The organism is Cryobacterium soli (genome assembly GCF_003611035.1).
GTDB lineage: Bacteria > Actinomycetota > Actinomycetes > Actinomycetales > Microbacteriaceae > Cryobacterium > Cryobacterium soli.
Map to the genome: position 1 here is coordinate 3,189,456 of NZ_CP030033.1, position 22,028 is coordinate 3,211,483.

Annotated in this window: 17 protein-coding genes; 14 read left to right on the forward strand and 3 right to left on the reverse strand. The window is 68.9% G+C overall.

The window, feature by feature from the left end; translation table 11 throughout:
* Positions 1-72: 72 nt before the first annotated feature.
* From DOE79_RS14800 to pip, 9 genes are all read left to right on the forward strand, one after another.
* Positions 73-651: a copper resistance CopC family protein gene (locus tag DOE79_RS14800; RefSeq protein ID WP_120339170.1), complete on the forward strand. Its 579-nt coding sequence runs from the start codon at positions 73-75 to the stop codon at positions 649-651.
* Positions 648-1,220 carry a copper chaperone PCu(A)C gene (locus tag DOE79_RS14805; RefSeq protein WP_120339171.1) on the forward strand — a complete coding sequence of 191 codons (573 nt, stop codon included), beginning with the start codon at positions 648-650 and terminating at the stop codon, positions 1,218-1,220. Before DOE79_RS14800 ends, DOE79_RS14805 begins: the two co-directional genes overlap by 4 nt.
* Entirely contained in the window at positions 1,220-2,443 is a 1,224-nt protein-coding gene (locus tag DOE79_RS14810) for a Dyp-type peroxidase (RefSeq protein ID WP_120339172.1), read from the forward strand. Before DOE79_RS14805 ends, DOE79_RS14810 begins: the two co-directional genes overlap by 1 nt.
* A 29-nt stretch (positions 2,444-2,472) precedes the next feature.
* Positions 2,473-3,906 (forward strand): PepSY-associated TM helix domain-containing protein, encoded by a 1,434-nt coding sequence (locus tag DOE79_RS14815; protein ID WP_120339173.1) that lies wholly within the window; start codon positions 2,473-2,475, stop codon positions 3,904-3,906.
* A 79-nt stretch (positions 3,907-3,985) separates the two neighbouring features.
* The gene (gene recQ / locus DOE79_RS14820; protein ID WP_220094241.1) at positions 3,986-6,040 is read left to right on the forward strand and encodes a DNA helicase RecQ; all 2,055 of its coding nucleotides are present in this window, start codon (positions 3,986-3,988) and stop codon (positions 6,038-6,040) included.
* 196 nt (positions 6,041-6,236) lie between these two features.
* Positions 6,237-8,333: an acyl-CoA dehydrogenase family protein gene (locus DOE79_RS14825; protein WP_120340364.1), complete on the forward strand. Its 2,097-nt coding sequence runs from the start codon at positions 6,237-6,239 to the stop codon at positions 8,331-8,333.
* A gap of 164 nt (positions 8,334-8,497) precedes the next feature.
* Entirely contained in the window at positions 8,498-9,460 is a 963-nt protein-coding gene (locus DOE79_RS14830; RefSeq protein WP_120339174.1) for an ABC transporter ATP-binding protein, read from the forward strand.
* Entirely contained in the window at positions 9,457-10,284 is an 828-nt protein-coding gene (locus DOE79_RS14835; RefSeq protein WP_120339175.1) for an ABC transporter permease subunit, read from the forward strand. Before DOE79_RS14830 ends, DOE79_RS14835 begins: the two co-directional genes overlap by 4 nt.
* A gap of 85 nt (positions 10,285-10,369) precedes the next feature.
* Positions 10,370-11,326 carry a prolyl aminopeptidase gene (gene pip / locus DOE79_RS14840; RefSeq protein WP_120339176.1) on the forward strand — a complete coding sequence of 319 codons (957 nt, stop codon included), beginning with the start codon at positions 10,370-10,372 and terminating at the stop codon, positions 11,324-11,326.
* Between the two features lie 35 nt (positions 11,327-11,361).
* On the opposite strand, the gene DOE79_RS14845 is transcribed toward pip, so the two are convergent.
* A complete protein-coding gene (locus tag DOE79_RS14845) occupies positions 11,362-12,648 on the reverse strand; it encodes an oligosaccharide flippase family protein (RefSeq protein WP_162942771.1) in 1,287 nt (428 codons plus the stop codon).
* A 103-nt stretch (positions 12,649-12,751) separates the two neighbouring features.
* Positions 12,752-13,732 carry a hypothetical protein gene (locus tag DOE79_RS20590; RefSeq protein WP_162942772.1) on the reverse strand — a complete coding sequence of 327 codons (981 nt, stop codon included), beginning with the start codon at positions 13,730-13,732 and terminating at the stop codon, positions 12,752-12,754.
* 377 nt (positions 13,733-14,109) lie between these two features.
* Here DOE79_RS20590 and DOE79_RS20595 point away from each other — a divergent pair, with 377 nt between their 5' ends.
* Together DOE79_RS20595 and DOE79_RS20600 are read left to right on the forward strand one after the other, a co-directional pair.
* A complete protein-coding gene (locus DOE79_RS20595; protein WP_162942773.1) occupies positions 14,110-15,333 on the forward strand; it encodes a hypothetical protein in 1,224 nt (407 codons plus the stop codon).
* Positions 15,330-16,394: an acyltransferase family protein gene (locus tag DOE79_RS20600; RefSeq protein WP_162942774.1), complete on the forward strand. Its 1,065-nt coding sequence runs from the start codon at positions 15,330-15,332 to the stop codon at positions 16,392-16,394. Before DOE79_RS20595 ends, DOE79_RS20600 begins: the two co-directional genes overlap by 4 nt.
* Here the strand turns inward: DOE79_RS20600 and DOE79_RS14855 are convergent.
* Complete coding sequence (locus DOE79_RS14855; RefSeq protein ID WP_120339178.1) at positions 16,374-16,892, reverse strand: FAD synthase family protein; 519 nt, start codon at positions 16,890-16,892, stop codon at positions 16,374-16,376. The genes DOE79_RS20600 and DOE79_RS14855 overlap by 21 nt on opposite strands.
* Before the next feature lie 250 nt (positions 16,893-17,142).
* Between DOE79_RS14855 and DOE79_RS20605 the strand changes: the two genes are divergently transcribed.
* From DOE79_RS20605 to DOE79_RS20610, 3 genes are all read left to right on the forward strand, one after another.
* The gene (locus tag DOE79_RS20605; RefSeq protein WP_162942551.1) at positions 17,143-18,870 is read left to right on the forward strand and encodes a hypothetical protein; all 1,728 of its coding nucleotides are present in this window, start codon (positions 17,143-17,145) and stop codon (positions 18,868-18,870) included.
* A 194-nt stretch (positions 18,871-19,064) separates the two neighbouring features.
* Positions 19,065-21,158 (forward strand): PKD domain-containing protein, encoded by a 2,094-nt coding sequence (locus tag DOE79_RS14875; protein ID WP_162942775.1) that lies wholly within the window; start codon positions 19,065-19,067, stop codon positions 21,156-21,158.
* A gap of 96 nt (positions 21,159-21,254) precedes the next feature.
* The gene (locus DOE79_RS20610) at positions 21,255-21,953 is read left to right on the forward strand and encodes a hypothetical protein (protein WP_162942776.1); all 699 of its coding nucleotides are present in this window, start codon (positions 21,255-21,257) and stop codon (positions 21,951-21,953) included.
* Positions 21,954-22,028: the final 75 nt, after the last annotated feature.

Here is a 22,028-nt window from a genome sequence, read left to right on the forward strand (position 1 = left end):
CGGGCGTTGCCTGCCGACGGCATTCCCGTTGTCGACCCATTCCGGTTCCTGAACGACCCTTGGAGCAGATGCATGTCCAGATCCACTGTCTCTCGCCGTGCAGCCGTGACACTGCTCGGCCTGCTGGCCGGAGCGCTGATCGTCGGGGCGACCCCTCTGTCGGCCAGCGCACACGACCAGGTGCTGTCCACGGCGCCCGCCTCGCAGGAACATCTCGAGGTCGCGCCCACCGAGGTGAGCATGGTGTTCTCCGACGCCGTGCTCGACCTCGGCGCCACGATCCTCGTCGTCGACGAGGCCGGCGCCGACTGGGCGCAGGGCGACGTGCGCATCGCCGGGAGCGCGGCCAGCCAGGGATTGAACGGTGATCTACCCGACGGGCGTTACCAGGTGCGCTGGCGCGTCGTCTCGGCCGACGGCCACCCGATCTCCGGCACGTTCGATTTCGCGATCGGCGAGGTAGCCCCTGCGGCACCGGACCGTCCGGCCTCACCGTCGGTGGCGCCGACACTGCAGGCCGCCACAGACTCCGACTCCGGCCGGAACTCTGTGGCCGAACCGTCCTTCATCCTGATCGGGCTCGGCGGCGCCGTCGCCGGTTTCCTCATCTTCGTCCTCATCCTTACTCTCAGAAAGAGAACCACCCCATGAACACAGCGTTCACCACCAAGACCAAGACCAAGACCCTGCCGACACTGCTGCTGCTGGCCGTGACCACCCTCTTCGCGGCCACGGGATGCGCAGCCTCGTCAGAGTCCGCGACTCCCACAGCCAGCGCCTCGGCCGCCGATTCGATCACCATCGAGGATGCCTGGGTCAAGGCGGCCGACGATGGCATGTCCGCGGCCTTCGGCACTCTCGAGAACTCCGGCGACACCGACATCACAGTGGTTTCCGCGGAGTCCCCGGCCTCGACGATGATCGAACTGCACGAGACCGTGGAGAACGACGCCGGCGAAATGGTCATGCAGGCCAAGAAGGGAGGCTTCGTCATCCCGGCGGGCGGGTCCCTCGAGCTGGCCCCCGGAGCGAACCACATCATGCTGATGGGCCTCACCGCGCCGCTGGTCGCCGGTGACGACGCCACCTTCACCCTCACTCTGTCCGACGGATCCAGCTACGAGTTCACCGCCCCGGCGAAGGACTACACCGGAGCCAACGAGACCTACGAGGGCGACATGGACATGGACATGGACATGGACTCGGACACGGCGAACTGATGGACGACGATCAGCACTCCGCTGATCGCCGGGTCAGCCGGCGGCATCTCCTCCTGGGGGGTGCCGCCGCCGGGCTCGGCGCCGCGGCCTCTGTCGGCATCGCGGCAGCGGTCACCCACACCGGTGAGCCGGTAGCGGTCGCCGATGTCGACCTCAACGGGAGGCGCACCGTGCCGTTCTACGGTGTGCACCAGGCCGGCATCGAGACCGTGCCGCAGGCGCAGGTGACCTACCTCGCCCTCGACCTGCTCGACACCGTCGACGCCGGCGCCCTGAAACGGATGATGCGGATCCTCACCGGGGATGCCGCTCAGCTGACTCAGGGCGAAAGCGCGCTGGCCGATTCCGAACCCGAACTCGCTCTGGTGCCGGCCCGGCTCACGGTGACCTTCGGCTTCGGGCCCGGCCTCGTCGCGCGCACGGCCAAGCCGGCGCCGAGCTGGCTGCGACCGTTGCCGGCCTTCACCATCGACCGCCTCGAGGACGCCTGGACCGGCGGTGACCTGCTCATCCAGGTCGCCGCGGACGATCAGCTCACGGTGGCCCACGCCACCCGGATGCTCCTGAAAGACACCAGGTCCTTCGCCAGCCTGCGCTGGACCCAGTCGGGTTTCCGCCGGGCGCCGGGCTCGGAGAAGCCGGGCACCACCATGCGCAACCTCTTCGGCCAGGTCGACGGCACCGTCAACCTGACGCCCGGCAGCGCGGACTTCGAGAAGCTGGTCTGGGGCACATCCTCCCCGGGCTGGCTCGCCGGCGGCACCGGCCTGGTGTTCAGGCGCATCGCGATGGACCTCGACAAATGGGACAAACTCGACCGCGGCGGGCGGGAGTCCGCCGTGGGGCGCACCCTGGCCGTCGGTGCACCGCTGACGGGCACGAAGGAATCCGACGAACCCGACTTCGCCGCCACCACGGCGATCGGGTTCCCGGTCATCCCCGAGTACTCGCACATGCGCCGGGCCCGCTCCGAGAACCCCGACGAGCGCATCTTCCGCCGCGGCTACAACTACGACGACGTGCCGACCCACACAGCGGTGTCCAACTCCGGGTTGCTGTTCGTGTCGTTCCAGGCGGATGTCGACGCCCAGTTCGTACCGGTGCAGAAGCGCCTCGACGACCTCGACCTGCTCAACGAGTGGATCACCCCGGTCGGCTCCGCCGTCTTTGCCGTCCCACCCGGCTGCACCAGCTCGGGATACATCGGCGACACCCTTTTCTGACTCACCTCCACCACCCCGAAGGACTTCTCATGACCACCATCCTCACCACCGAAGACACCCCGCCGCCCACCCCGGACCAGCCCGGTACCCCACCCGGGAACCAGCCCTGGTTCGGCGCGTTCCTGCTCCGTCTGCACTTCTACGCCGGCGTCCTGGTCGGCCCGTTCATCCTCGTCGCCGCCCTCAGCGGCGCCCTCTACGCCGCCACCCCGCAACTCGAGCAGGCCGTCTACGCGCACGAGCTGCACGCGCCGGTCTCCGACACGACCCTGCCGTTGGCCGACCAGATCGAAGCCGCCCAGGCCGTCGTCGGTGACGAGGGTGCCCTCGTGGCCGTGCGCCCAGCGCCCAACGACGGCGACACCACCCGGGTCATGTTCACCGGCGAGGGCCTCGGCGAGAGCGAGTCCCGGGCCATCTTCGTCGACCCCGCCACAGCGGAGGTCCGGGGCGACCTCACCGCCTACGGCACCAGCGGTGTGCTGCCGCTGCGCACCTGGATCGACCAGTTCCACCGCAACCTGCACCTGGGCGACGTCGGTCGCCTCTACAGCGAGCTCGCCGCGAGCTGGCTCGGCGTCGTGGTCCTGGCCGGGGCCGCCATGTGGGTCATCCGCATCCGCCGGGTTCGCGCCAAGAAAGACCTGCTGCGGCCCAACAACAAGGTCAGGGGATACCGCCGCTTGTTCAGCTGGCATGCCTCCACGGGCATTTGGCTTCTGGTCGGCGCCCTGTTCCTCTCGGCGACGGGCATCACCTGGTCGCAGTACGCGGGCCAGAACGTCTCCGACCTGCGGGCCGCGTTCAACCTCGGCACGCCGTCGATTTCCACCGACCTCGGCGAGGCTGCCACGGTGCCCGCCGGTGAGCACGCCGGCCACGGCACCGCCACGGCATCCACGGCGGTCATCGAGCCGGCCACCTTCGACGCGGTCCTAGCCGTGGCGCGGACCGTCAACGTGAACACCGGACTTGTCGAGATCCGTCCGCCGTCCGCCGCGGGGCAGGCCTGGGTGGTGCAGGAGATCCAGCGCAGCTTCCCCACCGAGGTGGACTCCGTCGCCGTCGACGGCAGCACCCTCCAGGTCACCGACCGGGTCGACTTCGCCGACTTCAACCTGGCCGCCAAGCTCACCCGCTGGGGCATCGACACCCACATGGGCACCATGTTCGGGCTGGCCAACCAGCTCGTCCTCCTGGCCACGGCCCTCGGCCTGGCCGCGATGGTCGGCTGGGGGTACCTGATGTGGTGGAAGCGTCGCCCCACCCGCGGCGGGGCGAGAATGGGCCGCCCGGCCCCGGCCGGCGCGCTCGCCCGCGCCCCGTGGTGGGGTGTGCTGGCGGTGATATTCGGCGCCCTCGTGGTCGGACTGTTCTTCCCGCTGGTGGGCATCAGCCTGCTGGTCTTCATCGTGGTCGACGCCCTCCTGAGCCTCCGCGCTCCGCGGAGCACCCCGAGCTGACCCCACCACCACCGGGCGACCGCTCACAGATCGTGAGGTGCCGCCCGGTGGCGTCGGTGGGCGCGGGTAGAGTTGGCGGGTGAGTTGGAACGCCGAGATACCGTGGGATCCTGACGAGTTCGAGCCACCGGACGACTTCGATGCCCCACCGCCCCCAGACCCCTACGGTCAGGGCGGTTCCGCTCTGCCCGCCGCCCGGCAGGGTGCATCCGCCCCAGCCGGCGCCGGCCCTGTCGACTTCGGCGACTACGCCCCGCCCGCCGGCGGCGCCACGCTGCTCGCGCCGCCGCCGCCGAAGCGCGCCACCGCCAAGTTCGCCTCCGCCGCCGAAGCCCTGCACACGGTCTTCGGTTACGACTCCTTCCGCGGCGAGCAGGCCCAGATCATCGACCAGCTCATCAATGGTGGCGACGCCGTGGTGCTCATGCCCACCGGTGGCGGTAAGAGCCTCTGCTACCAGATCCCGTCGCTCGTGCGCGAGGGCACCGGCATCGTCATCTCCCCGCTGATCGCTCTCATGCAAGACCAGGTGGATGCGCTCACCCTCGTCGGTGTCCGCGCCGCTTTCCTCAACTCCAGCCAGGACTCCGCCGCCCGCAGCCAGGTCGAACGCGACTACCTCGCCGGCAACCTCGACCTGCTCTACGTCGCCCCGGAGCGGCTCAGCAACGAGGCCACCAAGCGGTTCCTCGACCGCGGAACCATCGCCCTGTTCGCCATCGACGAGGCGCACTGTGTGTCCCAGTGGGGCCACGACTTCCGCCCCGACTACCTCGCGCTGTCCGAGCTGGCCGACCGGTGGCCCGACGTGCCGCGCATCGCGCTCACCGCCACGGCCACCGACGCCACCCACAAGGAGCTCACCGAGCGCCTGCAGATGGGCGAGGCGCAGCACTTCGTCGCCAGTTTCGACCGGCCCAACATCCAGTACCGCATCGTGGGCAAGAACGAGCCCCGCAAGCAGCTGCTCAGCTTTATCAAGGCCGAGCACCCCACCGACGCCGGCATCGTCTACGCGCTCAGCCGAAAAACCGTCGAACAGACCGCGGAGTTCCTCCGCGCCAACGGCCTCAACGCCTATCCGTACCACGCGGGCCTCGACCAGGGACTGCGTGCCCGCACCCAGTCCAGGTTCCTCCGCGAAGAGGGCGTCATCATCGTCGCCACCATCGCGTTCGGCATGGGCATCGACAAGCCGGATGTGCGCTTCGTCGCCCACATCGACCTGCCCAAGTCCGTCGAGGGCTACTACCAGGAGACCGGCCGGGCCGGACGTGACGGCCTGCCGTCCACCGGCTGGCTCGCCTACGGCCTGCAGGATGTCGTGCAGCAGCGCCGTATGATCGACGAGTCGCCCGGCGACCTGGCGCATAGGCGCAAGATGAGCGCCCACTTGGATGCCATGCTGGCCCTCTGCGAGACCGTGCACTGCCGCCGGGTCAACCTGCTGCGCTATTTCGGCCAGGCCAGCGAGCCCTGCGGCAACTGCGACACCTGCCTCACCCCGCCAGAGGCGTGGGACGGCACCGTGCCCGCCCAGAAACTGCTCTCCACGATCGTGCGCCTGCTCCGGGAGCGCAACCAGCGTTTCGGCGCCGGCCAGCTCATCGACATCCTGCGCGGCAAGACCACACCGCGCACCACCCAGCACAGCCACGATCAGCTGGCCACCTGGGGGATCGGCGCCGACCTCACCGACCAGCAGTGGCGCGGCGTCGTGCGACAGTTGCTCGCCCAGGGTCTCATCGCCACCTCCGGCGAGTACGGCACCCTGATTCTCACCGAGGCCGCCGCCGAGGTACTGGCCGGCACCCGCGCCGTGCAGCTGCGCAGCGAACCCGACCGGCCGCTCAAGCGCACCCCCGCCGCCCGCGCTGCCACCGCGAAGGCCGGGCTCGCCGAGCTCAGCCCGGAGCAGGAAACCCTGTTCCAGGCCCTGCGCGCCTGGCGCAGCACCACCTCGCGCGAGCAGGGCGTGCCCGCCTACGTCGTCTTCGGCGACGCCACCCTGATCGCCGTCGCCGCGGCGAAGCCGCGCACCCTGGCCGACCTCGACGGCATCACCGGCGTCGGCGCCAAGAAGCTCGACTCCTACGGCGAGGCTCTGCTCGAAGTCGTCGCCGCCAACGCCTGACCGGACCCGGTCGCGCGCCACGGTCTTTGTCGCCCATCGCAGGTGCATCCGTCGCCTTCTTGTAGAAGAGCTACAGTCCGAGCGCGGGGGCCCGCGCCCTTTTTTGTAGCCCCGTCACGCACTATTTCCGCGCGCGAGCCGCCCGACCTAACGTGGTCGAACACTCCCCAGCCGCGCGAAGACGTAAGGACCAATGATGGTTGACACTGCCCAGCGCCCCACCCCCTCCCGGCCCGACGCGGTCGACACCGACACCGGGCCCGTGCGGGTCGCTGGGGACCCGGATGCCCCGCGCATCGACCTGCCCGCGCTGCAGCACACCCTGCTCGGCACCTGGGCCGACGTGCGTCTGAAAGCCCGCGAACTCACCGCCCGCCCCGACCTGCAGCGCATCGAAGGTCAGTCCATGGCCGACCACCGCCTCCGGGTGCTCGACCAGCTCAAGATCCTGGCCGACAACGGGCACGTGCACCGCGCGTTCCCCGTCTCCCTCGGCGGCTCCGACGACCACGGTGGCAACATCGCCGGTTTCGAGGAACTCGTCACCGCCGACCCGAGCCTGCAGATCAAGGCGGGTGTGCAGTGGGGCCTGTTCGGCGCCGCCGTGCTGCACCTGGGCACCACCGTGCACCACGAGAAGTGGCTGCCCGGCATCATGAGCCTGGCCGTGCCCGGTGTCTTCGCCATGACCGAGACCGGCCATGGGTCGGATGTCGCGGCCATCGGCACCACCGCGACCTACGACGTCGAGGCGGGCGACTTCGTGCTGCACACCCCGTTCCGCGCGGCCTGGAAGGACTACCTCGGCAACGCCGCCAACGACGGCATCGCCGCCGTAGTCTTCGCCCAGCTGATCAGCCAGGGCGTCAACCACGGGGTGCACGCGTTCTATGTGCCGCTTCGTGATGAGACGGGCACCTTCCTGCCCGGCATCGGCGGGGAGGACGACGGCCTCAAGGGCGGCCTGAATGGCATCGACAATGGCCGGCTGCACTTCGACGCGGTCCGGGTGCCCCGGGAGAACCTGCTCAACAGGTACGGCGACGTCGCCGCCGACGGCGGCTACACCAGCCCGATCGGCAGCCCCGGCCGGCGCTTCTTCACCATGCTCGGCACTCTCGTGCAGGGCCGGGTGTCCCTCGACGGCGCCGCCACGCAAGCCTCGGCGCTCGCGCTCACGATCGCCATCCGCTACGGCAGCGAACGCCGCCAGTTCACCGCCGGCAGCGACACGGACGAGGAGGTCATCCTCGATTACCAGCGGCACCAGCGCCGTCTCATCCCGCGCCTGGCCACCGCCTACGCCCAGACGTTCGCGCACGACGAGTTCCTGGTGAAGTTCGACCAGGTCTTCAGCGGCGCGGCAGACACTGATGTCGACAGGCAAGATCTGGAGACCCTGGCGGCTGCGCTCAAGCCGCTGTCCACCTGGAATGCACTGGACACGCTGCAGGAGGCCCGTGAGGCCTGTGGTGGTGCAGGCTTCCTGGCCGAGAACCGACTGGTGGGCCTCCGCGCCGACCTTGACGTCTACGCCACCTTCGAGGGCGACAACAACGTGCTGCTGCAGCTCGTGGCCAAGCGTCTGCTCACCGACTACAACCGCAAGTTCGCCGGTGCGGATGCCGGTGCTCTCGCCCGGTACGTCGTGCAGCAGACCGCCGGCCGGGCGTACCACGGCTCTGGTCTGCGGCGGCTGGGCCAGTCGGTTGCCGACCTCGGTTCAACGGCCCGCAGCGTCGGGCAGTTGCGCGAGACAGTCACCCAGCGAGCCCTCCTCACCGATCGGGTGGAGACCATGATCGCCGGGATCGCCCAGTCGCTGCGGAACGCCAGCAAATTGCCCAAGAAGGAGGCGGCGGACCTCTTCAACAGCCACCAGAACGAATTGATCGAGGCCGCCCGCGCGCACGCCGAGCTGCTGCAGTGGGAGGCGTTCACCCGGGCGGTCGAGTCGACCACCCACGCGGGCACCCGGCAGGTGCTCACCTGGCTGCGCGACCTCTTCGGCCTCCGCCTCATCGAGGAGCACGCGGCCTGGTACCTCATCAACGGACGCCTCTCCGGCAAGCGCGCCCAAGCCGTGACCGCCTACATCGACCGCATCATCGCCCGGCTGCGGCCGCACGCGCTCGACCTCGTCAACGCCTTCGGCTACGCCCCCGAACACCTGCGGGCGGCTATCGCCACCGGGGCCGAGCGTGAACGTCAGGTCGAGGCCAGGCAGTATTACCGCGATCAGCGTGCTGCCGGCACCGTCCCCGTCCCCGAGAAGCCGGCCCGCCGCTCCTGACCTCACGCGCCCCAGAACTGGGGGTAGGTCGGGCGGGCGGATGAGGCCGGACGCGGCAAAACCATCCGCTCGACGGATGCCGCGCCCGGCCGGTGCCCCTACTCTCGTGTGTGGGGGACGATGCGGCATGCATCTTTTCCCGCAGACGAAGGGAAGAGAACCGGATGATCCAGGCACAGTCCCTGACCAAACGCTACGGAAGTAAGACCGCCGTCGACTCCGTGGACTTCACGGTGCAGCCCGGCCGGGTGACGGGATTCCTCGGCCCGAACGGCGCAGGCAAGTCCACCACCATGCGCATGATCGTGGGCCTGGACCGGCCCAGCCACGGCTCGGTGACCGTGAACGGCAAGCAGTACCGCGAGCACAAGGCACCGCTCCGCGAGGTCGGCGTGCTCCTCGACGCCAAGGCAATCCACACCGGCCGCAGCGCCTACAACCACCTGCTCGCCATGGCCGCCACCCACTCCATCCCGGCCAGCCGGGTGAAGGAGGTCATCGAACTCACCGGGCTCGAATCCGTCGCCCGCAAGCGCGTCGGCGGTTTCTCCCTCGGCATGGGGCAGCGCCTCGGCATCGCCGCGGCCCTGCTCGGCGACCCCGCCACGCTGATCCTCGACGAACCGGTCAACGGGCTCGACCCGGAGGGCGTGCAGTGGGTGCGGCAGCTGGTGCGCCACCTCGCCGGCGAGGGCCGCACCATCCTGCTCTCGTCGCACCTGATGAGCGAGATGGCCGTCACCGCCGACCACCTCATCGTGCTCGGTCGCGGCCGGGTGATCGCGGATGCCCCCGTCGCCGAACTGATCGGCGCGGCCAACCGCAACACGGTGCGGGTCCGCACCCCGTACGCACCCGAACTCGCCGCCCTGTTCCAGAGCCCGGACGTCACCGTGACCCAGTCCGAGGCCGACCTGCTGGAGATCTCCGGAGTGACCGCGGCCGAGATCGGCAACCAGGCCGCCCGCGCCGGCATCGCGCTGCACGAGCTCACCCCCATCAGCGCGTCTCTCGAAGAGGCCTACATGGCCCTTACCCAGAACGACGTCGAATACCGCACCGGCGGTTCCGCCGGCGACCCCGCCGCAGAGCACCGCGCGGCCGACCTCCAGGAGAGTGTCCGATGACCACGACAGTGGCTCCCACTGCACCATCCGCCGCCCCCGCCTTCGTGGCCTCCGGATCCGGCCTCAGCTTCGCCGGCCTGTTGCGCTCCGAGTGGATCAAGCTCCGCACCGTGCGCTCCACCATCTGGTCCTACGCCACGGTCATCGTGATCTCCCTCGGCCTGGCGCTGCTGATGTCGAGCACCCTCACCCTCCAGGGCGTGCAGGTCGCCGAGTCCGAACAGGCGAACTGGATGATCCAGGTCTCCACATTCGGGATCATCTTCGGCCAGCTCGTCGTCGCCGTGCTCGGTGTGCTCTCGATCAGCGGGGAATACAGCACGGGAATGGTGCGCTCGAGCCTCACCGCGGTTCCCCGCCGACTGCCCGTGCTGGCCGCCAAGGCCGTCGTGCTGTTCGTCTGCACCTACATCGTGGGGCTCGTGAGCGTCGTCGGCTCGTATCTGGTTGCCGCGCCCATCATGGCCGACAAGGGCATCTCGGCCAGTCTCGCCGATCCCGACCTGTTCCTTCCCCTAATGAGCGCGGCACTGTATCTGTCGCTGGTGGCCGTCTTCAGTCTCGGCCTGGGCACGATCCTGCGCAGCAGCGCGGGCGGCATCGCCGCGGCGCTCGGTGTCATCCTGCTGCTGCCGACGGTGTTGCAGCTCATTCCGGCGGACTGGGTGGCGGACATGATGCCCTACATCCTCTCCAACGCGGGTACGGACAGCTTCGCCATGACCGGCACGATGGAGCCGTGGCAGAACATCCTCATCGTGCTCGGCTGGGTGGCCGTCTCGCTCGCCGGGGCAGGGGCACTGCTCAAGCGTCGAGACGCCTGAGTCCCGGCGGAGGCTCGTGGCGCGCCCCGGGGGCGTGCTCCGCGAGCCTCCGGCCTCCCCGGGGGCCGGGCCCTAGGCTCGGAACATGAGAGAGTTCTACCCCGAGATCGAACCGTACGACACCGGCATGCTCGACGTCGGCGACGGCCACACCCTCTACTACGAGGTCTCCGGCAATCCGGACGGCAAGCCGGCGGTCTACCTGCACGGCGGCCCGGGCGGGGCCTCCAGCCCCACCCAGCGCCGCGTGTTCGACCCGGAGAAGTACCGCATCGTGCTCTTCGACCAGCGTGGCTGCGGGCGAAGCACCCCGCACGCCAGCGAACCGGATGCCGACCTCACGCACAACACCACCTGGCACCTGGTCGCCGACATCGAGCGCCTGCGTGAGCACCTCGGCATCGACACCTGGCTCGTCTGCGGCGGCTCCTGGGGCAGTTCGCTCGCCCTGGCCTACGCGGAGACGCACCCGGAGAAGGTCACCGAACTCGTGCTGCGCGGCATCTTCACGCTCCGCCCGATCGAGCTCGACTGGTTCTACGAGGGCGGCGCCGCGGCCATCTACCCCGACCTCTGGGAGGGCTTCATCGCCCCGGTGCCCGTCGCGGAGCGCGGCCGTCTCATCGAGGCCTACAGCCGCCTGCTGCACGACCCCGACCAGTCGGTGCGCGAACGAGCGGGCGTGGCCTGGTCCACCTGGGAGTCGTCCACCATCACCCTGCTGCAGCACCCCGAGACGATCGAACGGTTCACCGAACCGGCCTTCGCCGTGGCGTTCGCCCGCATTGAGAACCACTACTTCATGAACAAGGGCTGGTTCGAACCCGAACAGCTGATCCGCGACGCCGGCAAGCTGAAGGACATCCCCGGCGTCATCGTGCAGGGCCGCTATGACATGTGCACGCCGGCCTTCACGGCCTGGGCGCTCCATCAGGCCTGGCCGGAGGCCGACTTCCAGATGATTCCGGATGCGGGCCACTCGTTCGAGGAGCCGGGCATCCGCGCCGCCTTGCTGGACGCCACCGACCGTTTCGCCGGGTAGCCGCGCCGGGCGAGCCCTGGCCCACGGCTCGTCGCTCAGCGGGGTCGACGGGAAAGCCTGTCGGCCCCGCGTCGGGCGTACCTGCCCAGCGTGGCAAGGTCGTTCTGTCGCAACCCGTAGAACCGCAGCGGGTTGATGCCGAAAACCCGGGCGAGGAACACCAGGTTGAGGTTGCTCGACAGCAGGTTGCCCGCCAGGGTCGCGAGCGCTGCGCCCATGGCGCCCCACAGCGGCGCCAACAGCACGAGCAGCGCGATGTTGAGCAGGCAGGCGATCGTGAGACTGAGGCTGCGCAGGCCCGGTCTGCCCCGTGCGCTCAGCCCCGAGCCGCCGATAGACCCCGGAGTTCCCACCACCACAGCGCAGAGGAGCACCGCGGCGACGGGCACGGCGTCCCGGAAACCCTCACCGAACAGGAAGGGCAGCCACCAGAGCATGCTCACTCCGAGCAGCACGGCTGCCAGAGAGCACAGGAACGTCGAGATCCGGGCGGATGAACTGAGCCGTTCGTCCACCGAATCGGCGGCATCGGTGACGAAGGTCACATCGCGCACGGCCTGGTTGATGATCAACGGCAGCTCACTCACACTGACCGCCACCACGTAGAGCCCCAACTGGTAGGTGCCGGCCAAAGGGGTCATCAGCACCTGGTCGATCCTGGAGAGCAGCATGCCGGACAACGACCCCACCCAGACCCGCACGCCATAGCCCAGGAGCCCGCTCGTGCGGGCGAACCGGGGGATTTCTGCCGCGGCGGGCGGCAGACTGCGCATCTTGCCCAGATACACGAAGGCGCCGGCCACCGGCATCACGGCAACGGTGAGTGTGGCGATGAGGGGAGTCAGGGTGCCGGTCAGCCAGAACGGGATCAGGACGACCAGGCGCAAGGCAGAGGTGAGGATGCGTTCGGTGGCCACCAGCCGCCAGCTCTGGGTCGCGGCGGCCACACCACGAAACACCCCGACCAGGAGGTTGGGCACGATGGCGAGGGAAGCCACGAGGACCAACTGGCCCACGGCCGGCGATCCACCGCTGAGCCACTGAGCGCTTGCGAAGACGGCGGCCATGGCGACGAGGCCCGCCGCCAAGAGCAGCAACAGTCCGCGGCGCGCAGCGTTGCGTGCCAGCTGCGGCGATCGGGCGATGGTCCAGGTCACGGCCTCAGGCACCCCGAACGTGGCCAGGGTCACCACCAGGGCGAGGGGCGCCGTGGCGGCGGCGACCTCGCCGCGTCCGGCGACGCCAAGGGCCTGCGCGAGGATCGGTCCGGAGAACACGGCGACGAGGGGCGGGAATGCGTTGCCGATCATGGCAATCGACATGTTGCGAGACAGCGTTCCCGACGGGGGTGTGGGACGCGGAAGCGAGCCGGCCGGCGGCGTCGGAACGAGGGGAACGGCCGGCGCCCCGGCGGGGCGGCGGCGCCTAGCGGACATGACCGCCGGGCTCGCCTCTGGCCGCGAGGGGTTCGCTTGCCGCGACGTCCGCGGCGCTCGCGCCGGCTGCAGTGCCGAGATCAGCACCGGCATCGTCCTCGCGCATTCGGAGCAGTTCCCCGACCCCGAAGCACGCGTGGATCTGTGCGTCGTTGCCGCCGTCTCGCACGTTGCGTCCGTACAGAGTGCCGCGTTGGGTGCCGGGGATGGCCGGATACTCGGCTTGCCGCTCGGCCACCTGGCGCCCGCGGAACCCGTGCCGCACCATGACTGAGTGCACCCACACATCGTCGGCCCAGGGCGCCAGGCGCACGAAACCATCGCCTTCCGCTGCGAGTGCCGAGATCAGAGCAGGAGGGTAGAGGATCCCCGAAACACCCGTGCAGAACGTACGGAAACTGGCCTGGGTCCCGGTGCCGGCGCTCCAGCGCTCGTATGGGGCGAGTCTGCTCCCGTCGAACTCGATCCGGTGCGTCCGGTGGGCGTGCACATCGTCCGGGTGCCGGACGTGGCGGACAAGCAGGTCAGACAACCACCGGCGCGGGTACAGCACGTCATCATCCGCCGCCACCAGAGGGAGGGTCGGGGAGGGGGCCGTGCTCGCGTAGGCGAACTGCTTCTTGTGGGGACCATAGTCGGGGCAGTACATCAGCTCGAGCCCGCGGGAACGCAACCTGGTGAGGGTGCGCGGCGGGTCGGCAAGCACCGCGGGGTCGGCCAACCAGAGGATCAGGCGACGTGGGCGCACGGTACCGGCGGCGATCGATTCGATGGAGTAGAAGACCGTGTCGATCCGGTGGCCGTAGCTGGTCAGGTTCACCACGACCGCGCCGTCGCCCGTGACAGGCCGTGAGGCGAAGCGGGACCGGGTACGCAGACGGCGAAGACGCAGGTCGAGGCGAATTCGCGCCCCGACGGCCGCCGGGTCTCGCACGAGTCCGAGCAGGAGCCGGGAGAGTCGACCGGTCACGGTGATGTGCCTCCCTGCCTGACCATCGGATGTGCTCGCCACGTTCGGGTGTCGACCATCGACGGGCCCTGAGGCACCACACAGTACTCGGGGGCCTCGGACCCGCATACCTCCCACCTTCGGGGGACACCCGGGCCTCCGGGCGGCCTCCGCCCTTGTCGACACCCCGATAGCGCCCTATGGTGTGCTCGAATCGGCCACGGGGCAGCGAGCAACCGTCTCGCCGGCTGCGGCCTGGGGCGGCGAGACGCATGACGGTGCAGGGATACCCGACGGCAGGGGCGCGATCGACGAGACCGCCTGCCTCACCGGCGCCTGCCCGGTCGGCGACCGGGCCGTCGGGGCCGCACCGCCGCGTCCGGCCCGACGATGCGCTGTTGTCGGCCGCCCTGGTTCGCCCGGTGGCGATCGCGGTCCTCGTGTTGCTGGCCATGAGGATCGAACTGGCTCAGGGACTCACCGTCGGCTACCTCATCGTGCTCGTCCTCGCTCCGCTGTGGCTTCCCGTGCTGAGGCAGTTCAGGGGTGCCCGGGCGCTCTTGGGCACGGGAGCCGTGGCCCTGGTCAGCGGTGTCTGGCTGACCGTGTATTCGGCGTCCGCCCATACGGGCAGCACCGGGCAAGCCGTGGCGGTATCGGTCGGTCTGGTGGGCATCCTCGGCGGGATCGGATTCGTGCTCTGGTGCCGCACCCTGCTGCCGGACGCGCAGGTCGCGCTGTGGTTCGGGCTCGGCCTCCTGTTCGGCGTCACGCCGACGAGCGAGCTGTACCAGTCAAACCCCTGGCGTTTCGGCTATTCGGTGGCGCTCACGGTGATGGTTCTCGCGGTGGCCAGGCTGACCGGCCGCCGTTGGCTGGAGCTCCTGGCCGTGGCCGGGTTCACCGCGATTGCCGCAGTGACGGATGCCCGGTCCTCGTTCGCCATCCTGCTGTTCACCGGGCTCCTGGTGCTATGGCAGATGCGCCCCGGGCGGCGCAGCCGGTCGGGTTCGGCGGTTCGGGTCGTCGTAGCCCTGGGTGTCCTCGCCCTGGTGGTCTACAACCTCGGGCAGGCGCTCATTCTCGACGGGGCGCTCGGCGCGGAGACTCAGCTGCGCAGCAGCGTCCAGCTACAGACCTCAGGCTCTCTGATCCTCGGTGGCCGGCCGGAACTCGCTGCGACCGCAGGGCTCATGTTGCACCAGCCGATGGGTTTCGGCGCCGGAACCGCGCTGAACAGCCACGATGTGCTCGCGGCCAAATCGGGCATGGCCGCGATCGGCTACGACCCGAACAACAATTATGTCGATGTGTATATGTTCGGCGGCCACATCGAATTGCACTCGGTCCTCGGCGACATGTGGGCCTGGTTCGGGCTTCCCGGCCTGGTGCTGGCAGGAATGCTGGCCCTGATCGTCGTGGCCGGGCTCGCGCGGTCAGTGGCGGGCGGCACCGCGGCCGCTGTCGTCGTCTACCTGGGGGCGAAGACGCTGTGGGCGTTGCTCTTCGGCCCGCTGTACAGCTCAGCGACCCTGATCATCATCGCCGTGGGCCTCGTGATGCTGCGCCGGGAACCCCGCCAGGAATTGGTGGGGAACGGTGCCGGAATCGTCGGCCAGTGACCGGGCCTCAGCCCCCGCAACGGATCGGGTGGATAGACACCGGGCGCGGCCTGGCAATCCTGTTGGTGGCGCTCTACCACTCGGTGAACTGGCTGGGCAGTGCGGGGTTCGACCTCGGCTATTGGAGGGAGGTCAACGAGGCGCTCTCGTCCCTGCGCATGCCCCTGTTCTTCGCTCTGGCCGGGATATTCGCACCCAAATGGCTGGCCACGCCTTGGACGGCCCTGTGGAACTCCAAGCTGCGATTGTACGTGTGGGTGTTCCTGGTCTGGGAGGTGATCGGTTCCCTCGTGTTCCTGGTCGGCACCGGGATGCAAGGTCAGGGCTTCGGAGTGCGTCAGAGCCTTCTCGCCCTGCTCGTCTCGCCCGTCGCGCCACGTTTCGAGCTCTGGTTCATCTGGGCGCTCACACTCTTCTTCGTGGTCGCGAAGGTGACGAGAGTCGCTCCGGCCGCGTGGCAGTTGCTTGCAGCCGGTCTGCTCTCCTTCGTGGCGCTCAGCGGCTGGGCAACCGCGAACGTGGGCTGGACCGGCTCTGTGCGGTACTACTTCTTCTTCCTCGCCGGCATCTACCTGCGCCCGGTGATTCTCCGACTGGGTACCGTCGCCGTCCCGCTGGCGGCGGGAATCGTCGTCGCCTGGGCCGGGTTCTCGGTGGGCGTCGCCCTGCTCGACTTGCGGGCCGTACCGGGGGTCTACTTCACCAACTGCCTGCTCGGTGTCGCCGCGGGCATCGGTCTCAGCCGGGCACTGACCGGAATCGGGCGGCTCGCCGTGCTCGGCCGCACCACCCTGCCGATCTACCTGGCGCACACGCCGATCATCATTCTGCTGTCGTTCGTCCTCTCGGCCCCGCTGGTCAACCCGGCCGTCGCGACAGTGGCCGTCGCGGTGCCGCCGGCCCTGGCCGCCGTCGCGGTGGCGTTGGCGCTGGCGCTGCACCGGGCGACGGCTCAGACGCCCCTGCGCCACCTGTACCAACCACCCGCCGGGGTGCTCACAGTCGGCCGACCGGCCACGGATGCGTCAGGGACCCTCCGGTCAGGCCCTGATCTCGTCTGACCGGCCGGAGCCGGGAACGGCGGGCCCCGACGAGGGAGAACCGGGAGAAAGCGCTTCCAGTGCTCGGCGCAGGGCGGTGCTCGAGGTGTGCATCGTGTACGGGAAATACACGACGTCAACCCCCACTGCAGCAAACTGGCGTTCGAGGTCCAACCCGCGCGGAGTACCGCGCCAGTCGTCGCCCTTGAAGAAGACATCGAACCCGAGCGTGCGCCAAGTGTCGATCTTGTCCGGCACGGTTTCGGCGACGGCCTCATCGACGAACGTGATGTGCCGAACGATTTCGAGACGCTCTGCGAGGGGCACCACCGGGAGGGCGCCCTTCGTCAGGAGCAGCATCTCATCCGAAACTACCCCCGCGATCAGGTAATCACAGGCGGTCTTCGCTTGCCGGAGGATGTTGAGGTGGCCCACATGGAACAGGTCGAATCCGCCGGCGGCATAGCCGGTCCTGAGCGCGGTGCGGGGTGTTGCTGGCGCAGGTCGATCGGTGCTCATGACGATCTCGATTTCTGCCGGGCGACGGTCGAAGGGCCGCGGAACCGAAAGGTTGCCGGGTCGTAGCGGACAGTATCCAGACCCGTCTCTTCTGGCTAGGGTTTCCGCCGCCCGAATCTTGGAAAACCATGTAAGCGTTTGACCAATGACCGAAAGTGAGCAATGCTTGACAACTTATCGGCGGCCCCCAGCGGTTGCTCCATCCCGCCCGTTCCGAACGAGTGCACCAACAGAAATTTCATTTTTCTCCATGATCTCCACACTTCAGCGTTCCTCGTCTACACCGACAGTCCCCTCCACCGACAACCTCTCCTACTCCGGCTCCGACCGGTCGGCGGTCCGCAAGCGGCCGCTCATCGCCGCGTCTGCTGCTCTCGCCGTCGTCGTCGGCCTCTCCGGCTTCGCGGCGGCTCCCGCCCAGGCTGCCCCGGCCACGCCAGTCTCCGCCGCGGCGGCCGCCGCGGTGTCGACCGCCCTGGAATCCGTCGTCGTGCCGTCGGGCGGCCAGAAGACCATCTCTCTGGGCGCCCTCCCCGCGACGGCAACGTCCGTCACCCTCAGCATCCAGGGCGCCGGCGCCTGGCAGGACACCGTGGTCAAGGCGTCGATCGGACCCGACGGCGCCCAGAAGACGGTCTTCACGGCCACCAAGGACGGCAACCCCTCCGGCACCGTGACCCTGCCCCTGCAGTCCGGTCACAACGGCAAACTGACGCTCACCAGCAGTCAGGCCAGCGTGCGGTTGAACACCACCGTCACTGATGTCGCCGTGACCGCCCCGGCTGCCCCGGCCAAGCCGGCCGCCCCGGCTGCTGCCGGAGCTCTCGAGACCGTGGTCGTTCCGTCCGGCGGACAGAAGACCATCCCGCTGGGCACGATCCCGGCAGGAGCCACCTCCGTCACCTTCACCCTCACGGGCTCCGGCGCGTGGCAGAGCACGCTCGTCAAGGCGTCCATCGGCCCGAACGGCGCCCAGAAGACTGTCTTCACGGCCACCAAGGACGGAAAACCGTCCGCCACCGTGACCCTGCCCCTCCAGTCCGGCCACAACGGCTCCCTCACCCTCACGAGCAGCCAGGCCAGCGTGCAGCTCAAGACGACCGGAGTGAGCTTCGGCACGACGTCGGCGACGCCGGCTCCCGCGCCGGCGCCGGCGCCGGCCCCGGCTCCGGCCCCTGCGCCCGCTCCGGCGCCGGCCCCCACCGGCACCCCGGGCAGCGGCAACACCGGCGTTCCGGCCGGAACCAAGCTCACCGTGCACAACGGAGACCTGAACGTCACGGCCGCCGGTACCGTCATCGATGGTCTCGATGTCCGGGGATTGGTGAAGATCAGCGCCCCCAACGTGACCATCAAGAACTCGGTGATCCGAGGGAAGAAGCTCACCGGGGTCGCCCCGCTGATCAACAACCTCGGCGGCAATGCCGGGCTCAAGATCATCGACACCGAACTGTTCCCTTCGACGGCCTCTCCCTATGCGATGGGGATCTACGGCTACAACTTCACCGCGACCCGAGTGAACATCCACGGCGTGATCGACAGCATCCACCTCACCGGGGGCAACGTCTCGATCGACAAGTCCTGGTTGCATGACAACCTGCACTACGCCAAGGACCCCAACCACGGCGGGAGCCCGAGCCACGACGACTCGATCCAGATCCAGAAGGGGAGCAACATCAGCGTCACCAACAGCAACATCAGCGGCGCTTTCAATTCCGGGATCCAGATCACCCAGGACACCGGGAAGGTCTCCAACTTCACCTTCACCGGCAACTACGCCAACGGAGGCGGCTGCACCGTCAACATCGCCGAGAAGTCCTACGGCCCGGTGCAGGGCGTCAAGATCGCCGACAACACCTTCGGGCGCGACACCAAGGTGTCCAACTGTGCTGTGATCGCCAAGTCCACCACCAAGATCGACCTGGCCCGCAACTTCTACACGCCCGACGGCGCAGCCGTCGTCGTGCACAAGGGCTAGTCACCAGTCGCCGCGTCACTGCGGCTCGCATCACCGGAATCCCGCGTGCCCGTGCACGCGGGATTCCGCCGTTGCGCCAGGATGCCGCACGGGAGCAGTGCGCCCCGAAGAGGGGGCAGCGCAGCTGAGAATTCATCATATACTCACCAAATCGTGCCGGTCACCCGAATGCCGGCCGCGGATGGATGAGGCTGATGATGATCTCGCGTGCCCGGAACCCGCTCCTCGCCCTGTTGAGTGTCATCGTCCTGAGCGTGGCGGCCGTCCTGACCGGCACGGCAGCGGTGGCCGACACCAACCCGCCCGACTCGGCCACCCCCGCCACCGTCGCGGCCGACGCCTTGCCGACCCCCCAGATCAACGGGGTCGTATGGTCCCAGCTGATCGTGGGAAATACTGTCTTCGTCGGCGGCGAGTTCACTCGTGCGCGGCCGGCAGGTTCGGCGGCGGGCACCAACGAGGTCGTGCGGAACAACCTTCTGGCCTATGACCTCACCACCGGAGCGCTGTCCTCGTTCAATCCGAACATGAACGGCACCGTCCGTGCGCTGGTGGCGGCCAGGGACGGCTCGCGGATCTTCGCAGGCGGCACCTTCACCAAGGCCGGGTCGACGACCCGCAACCGGCTGGCCGCATTCACCCCGTCCACCGGGGCTCTGGTCACCTCCTGGGCGCCCCAGGTCAACGGTCGGGTCGCCGCGCTGGCCGTGAGCGGATCGGCACTGTATGCGGGTGGTGCTTTCACCTCCGCCGGCGGGCAGGCCCGTACCTACATGGCCAGCTTCGCGCTCTCGAACGGCGCTGTGCAGGGCTGGTCCGGTAAACCGGCCGGCGGCACGGTGAGCGCGCTGACGGTCTCCCCCGACAGCACGAAGGTGATCATCGGCGGGTCCTTCACCAGTTACAACGGGAGCAACAATCCCGGGTACGGAATGGCGGCAACCAATGCGACAACGGGTGCAGCGTCGGCCTGGAAGGTCAACTCCGTGGTCCGCAACGGCGGCAGCACCGCGGCGATCCTCAGTCTCACCTCCACCAGCGCGGGAGTCTTCGGCACGGGATACGACTTCGGCAGCGGCGGCAACTTCGAGGGAACCTTCCGGGCCACCTGGGCGGACGGCACCCTGACCTGGATGGAGGACTGTCACGGTGACACCTACTCAGCGGCCCCGACCGCGAACGTGGTCTACACGACGGGGCACGTGCACTATTGCGGCAACATCGGCGGGTTCGGCGAGACGAATCCACGGTCGTATCACCGCACACTGTCGTTTTCGATGAATGCGACAGGGACCATCACCAAGAACGCCGTCGGCAGTTATACGAACTTCGCCGGAAAGCCGCGGCCGTCTCTGCTCACCTGGTATCCGGACATCAACACGGGAACGTACACCGGACAGGGGCAGGGGCCATGGAACGTCGCCGCCAACGCGCAGTACGTGCTGTACGGGGGCGAGTTCACCTCCGTCAACGGTAAGAAGCAGCAGGGTCTGGTCCGGTTCGCCATCGCGTCGATCGCACCGAACAAAGAGGGACCCAGAGTGACCGGCGCCGACTTCGTGCCCACACTCAGCTCCCCGGCGGTGGGATCGGTCAAGGTCAGTTGGGCCTCGAACTACGATCGCGACAACGAACTGCTCACCTACGCCGTGCAGCGCGGCGGTGCAACCGTCGCAACCCTGACCGGGCGGTCGACGGACTGGAAGCGGCCGACACTGACCTGGACCGAAAGCGGCCTTGCCGCCGGTACGTATTCGTACCGCATCAAGGTCACCGACCCGCGCGGCAACACCAAGACCGGTAACGCGGTCAGTATTACGGTGCGCGGTGCCGCGGCAAACCGTCAGGTCGATCCCAGCGGCTCGAGCTTCGCCGCCACGGCGACTGGATTGACCCTCGCCGTGGACGCCTCGGCAGTGACGACGCCATCCGGTGCCCCGATGAGTTCCTACGTGTGGGACTTCGGCGACGGCACGAGCGCGAGCGGGGCCACCCAGAACCACGACTACGCGAAAGCGGGCACCTATCAAGTCGCGCTCACGGCAACGGATGCCGACGGTTCGGCGGTGACGATCACGCAACCGATCGATGTCACGGTGCCGGTCGCGCCCGAGCCGGCCCCAACGGCCGACCCGACCCCGACCCCGACCCCGACCGGAGAGCCCGTCCCCACGGCGACACCTCCCATTCCACAGGAGGCCGTCACAACCCCGCCTGCGACGCCGACGCCGACGCCGACGCCGACTCCCACGCCCCCGCCCACGCCGACGGGCACCGGTGCGCGGTAGCACCCCCTTGGCAGACGGTCGGGACAGTGTCTAGATGACAGCACGAGGTAATCGACCGGCTCGCCCATCCGCTCAGCATCACCGTCAGGAGCCCCCATGGCAACACAGCAGCCGGATCCAACCTCTGCCACGTCACCTCGACGCTGGCGCTGGGTGGGAGTAGCCGGGGTCGTCGGTGTCGCGGTTCTCCTGCTCGTGGCCACGATCTGGTTGTCGCAGGGCGGGGGATCGCCCCTGGTGGGGGCGACGGGAGCGGCGTCGACGGCAAGCGCGACGCCCCCGGAGCCGTCCGCACCGCCGACAACGCCCAGCGATCCGCCGGCCGCGACGCTGCCGCAGGTCACGACCGAGGCCCCGGCTCCCGCGCCCACCGAGGGGTCGAACGCTCCGCTGGCTGAACTGCCTCCGGTTCCCCTCACCGAGCAGGTCGCCCCCGTGCCTGGGGTCGTCTTCGGAATCGACGGGTTGGAGTCCGTCGAGGGCGTGGCCCAGGGCCCGGGCGAGGTCGGTGGCCCCGCGCTCCGATTCACCCTGACCGTTCGCAACGACACCGGTGCGACGGTGTCCCTCCTGTCCACGGTCGTGAACCTCTACGCCGGAACGGAGCAGCTGCCCATGATCGACCTGCAACAGCCTGGCGCGGTCCCTCTCCCCGGCGAGGTCGCGGCCGGCGGAACCGTCACGGGGGTTTTCGTCTTCGCGGTTCCCGTTGAGGAACGCGGCCGGGTGAAGATCGGCGTCGACTACACGGTGGGCGTCCCGATCGTCGTCTTCGAGGGCGAGGCGCCCGCGTAGCGCCCGAGATGTCAACGCCCACCCCAGCCCCGAAAAGGGGACAGCGGGTCGTGAGACATCGTCACTATGCTCACT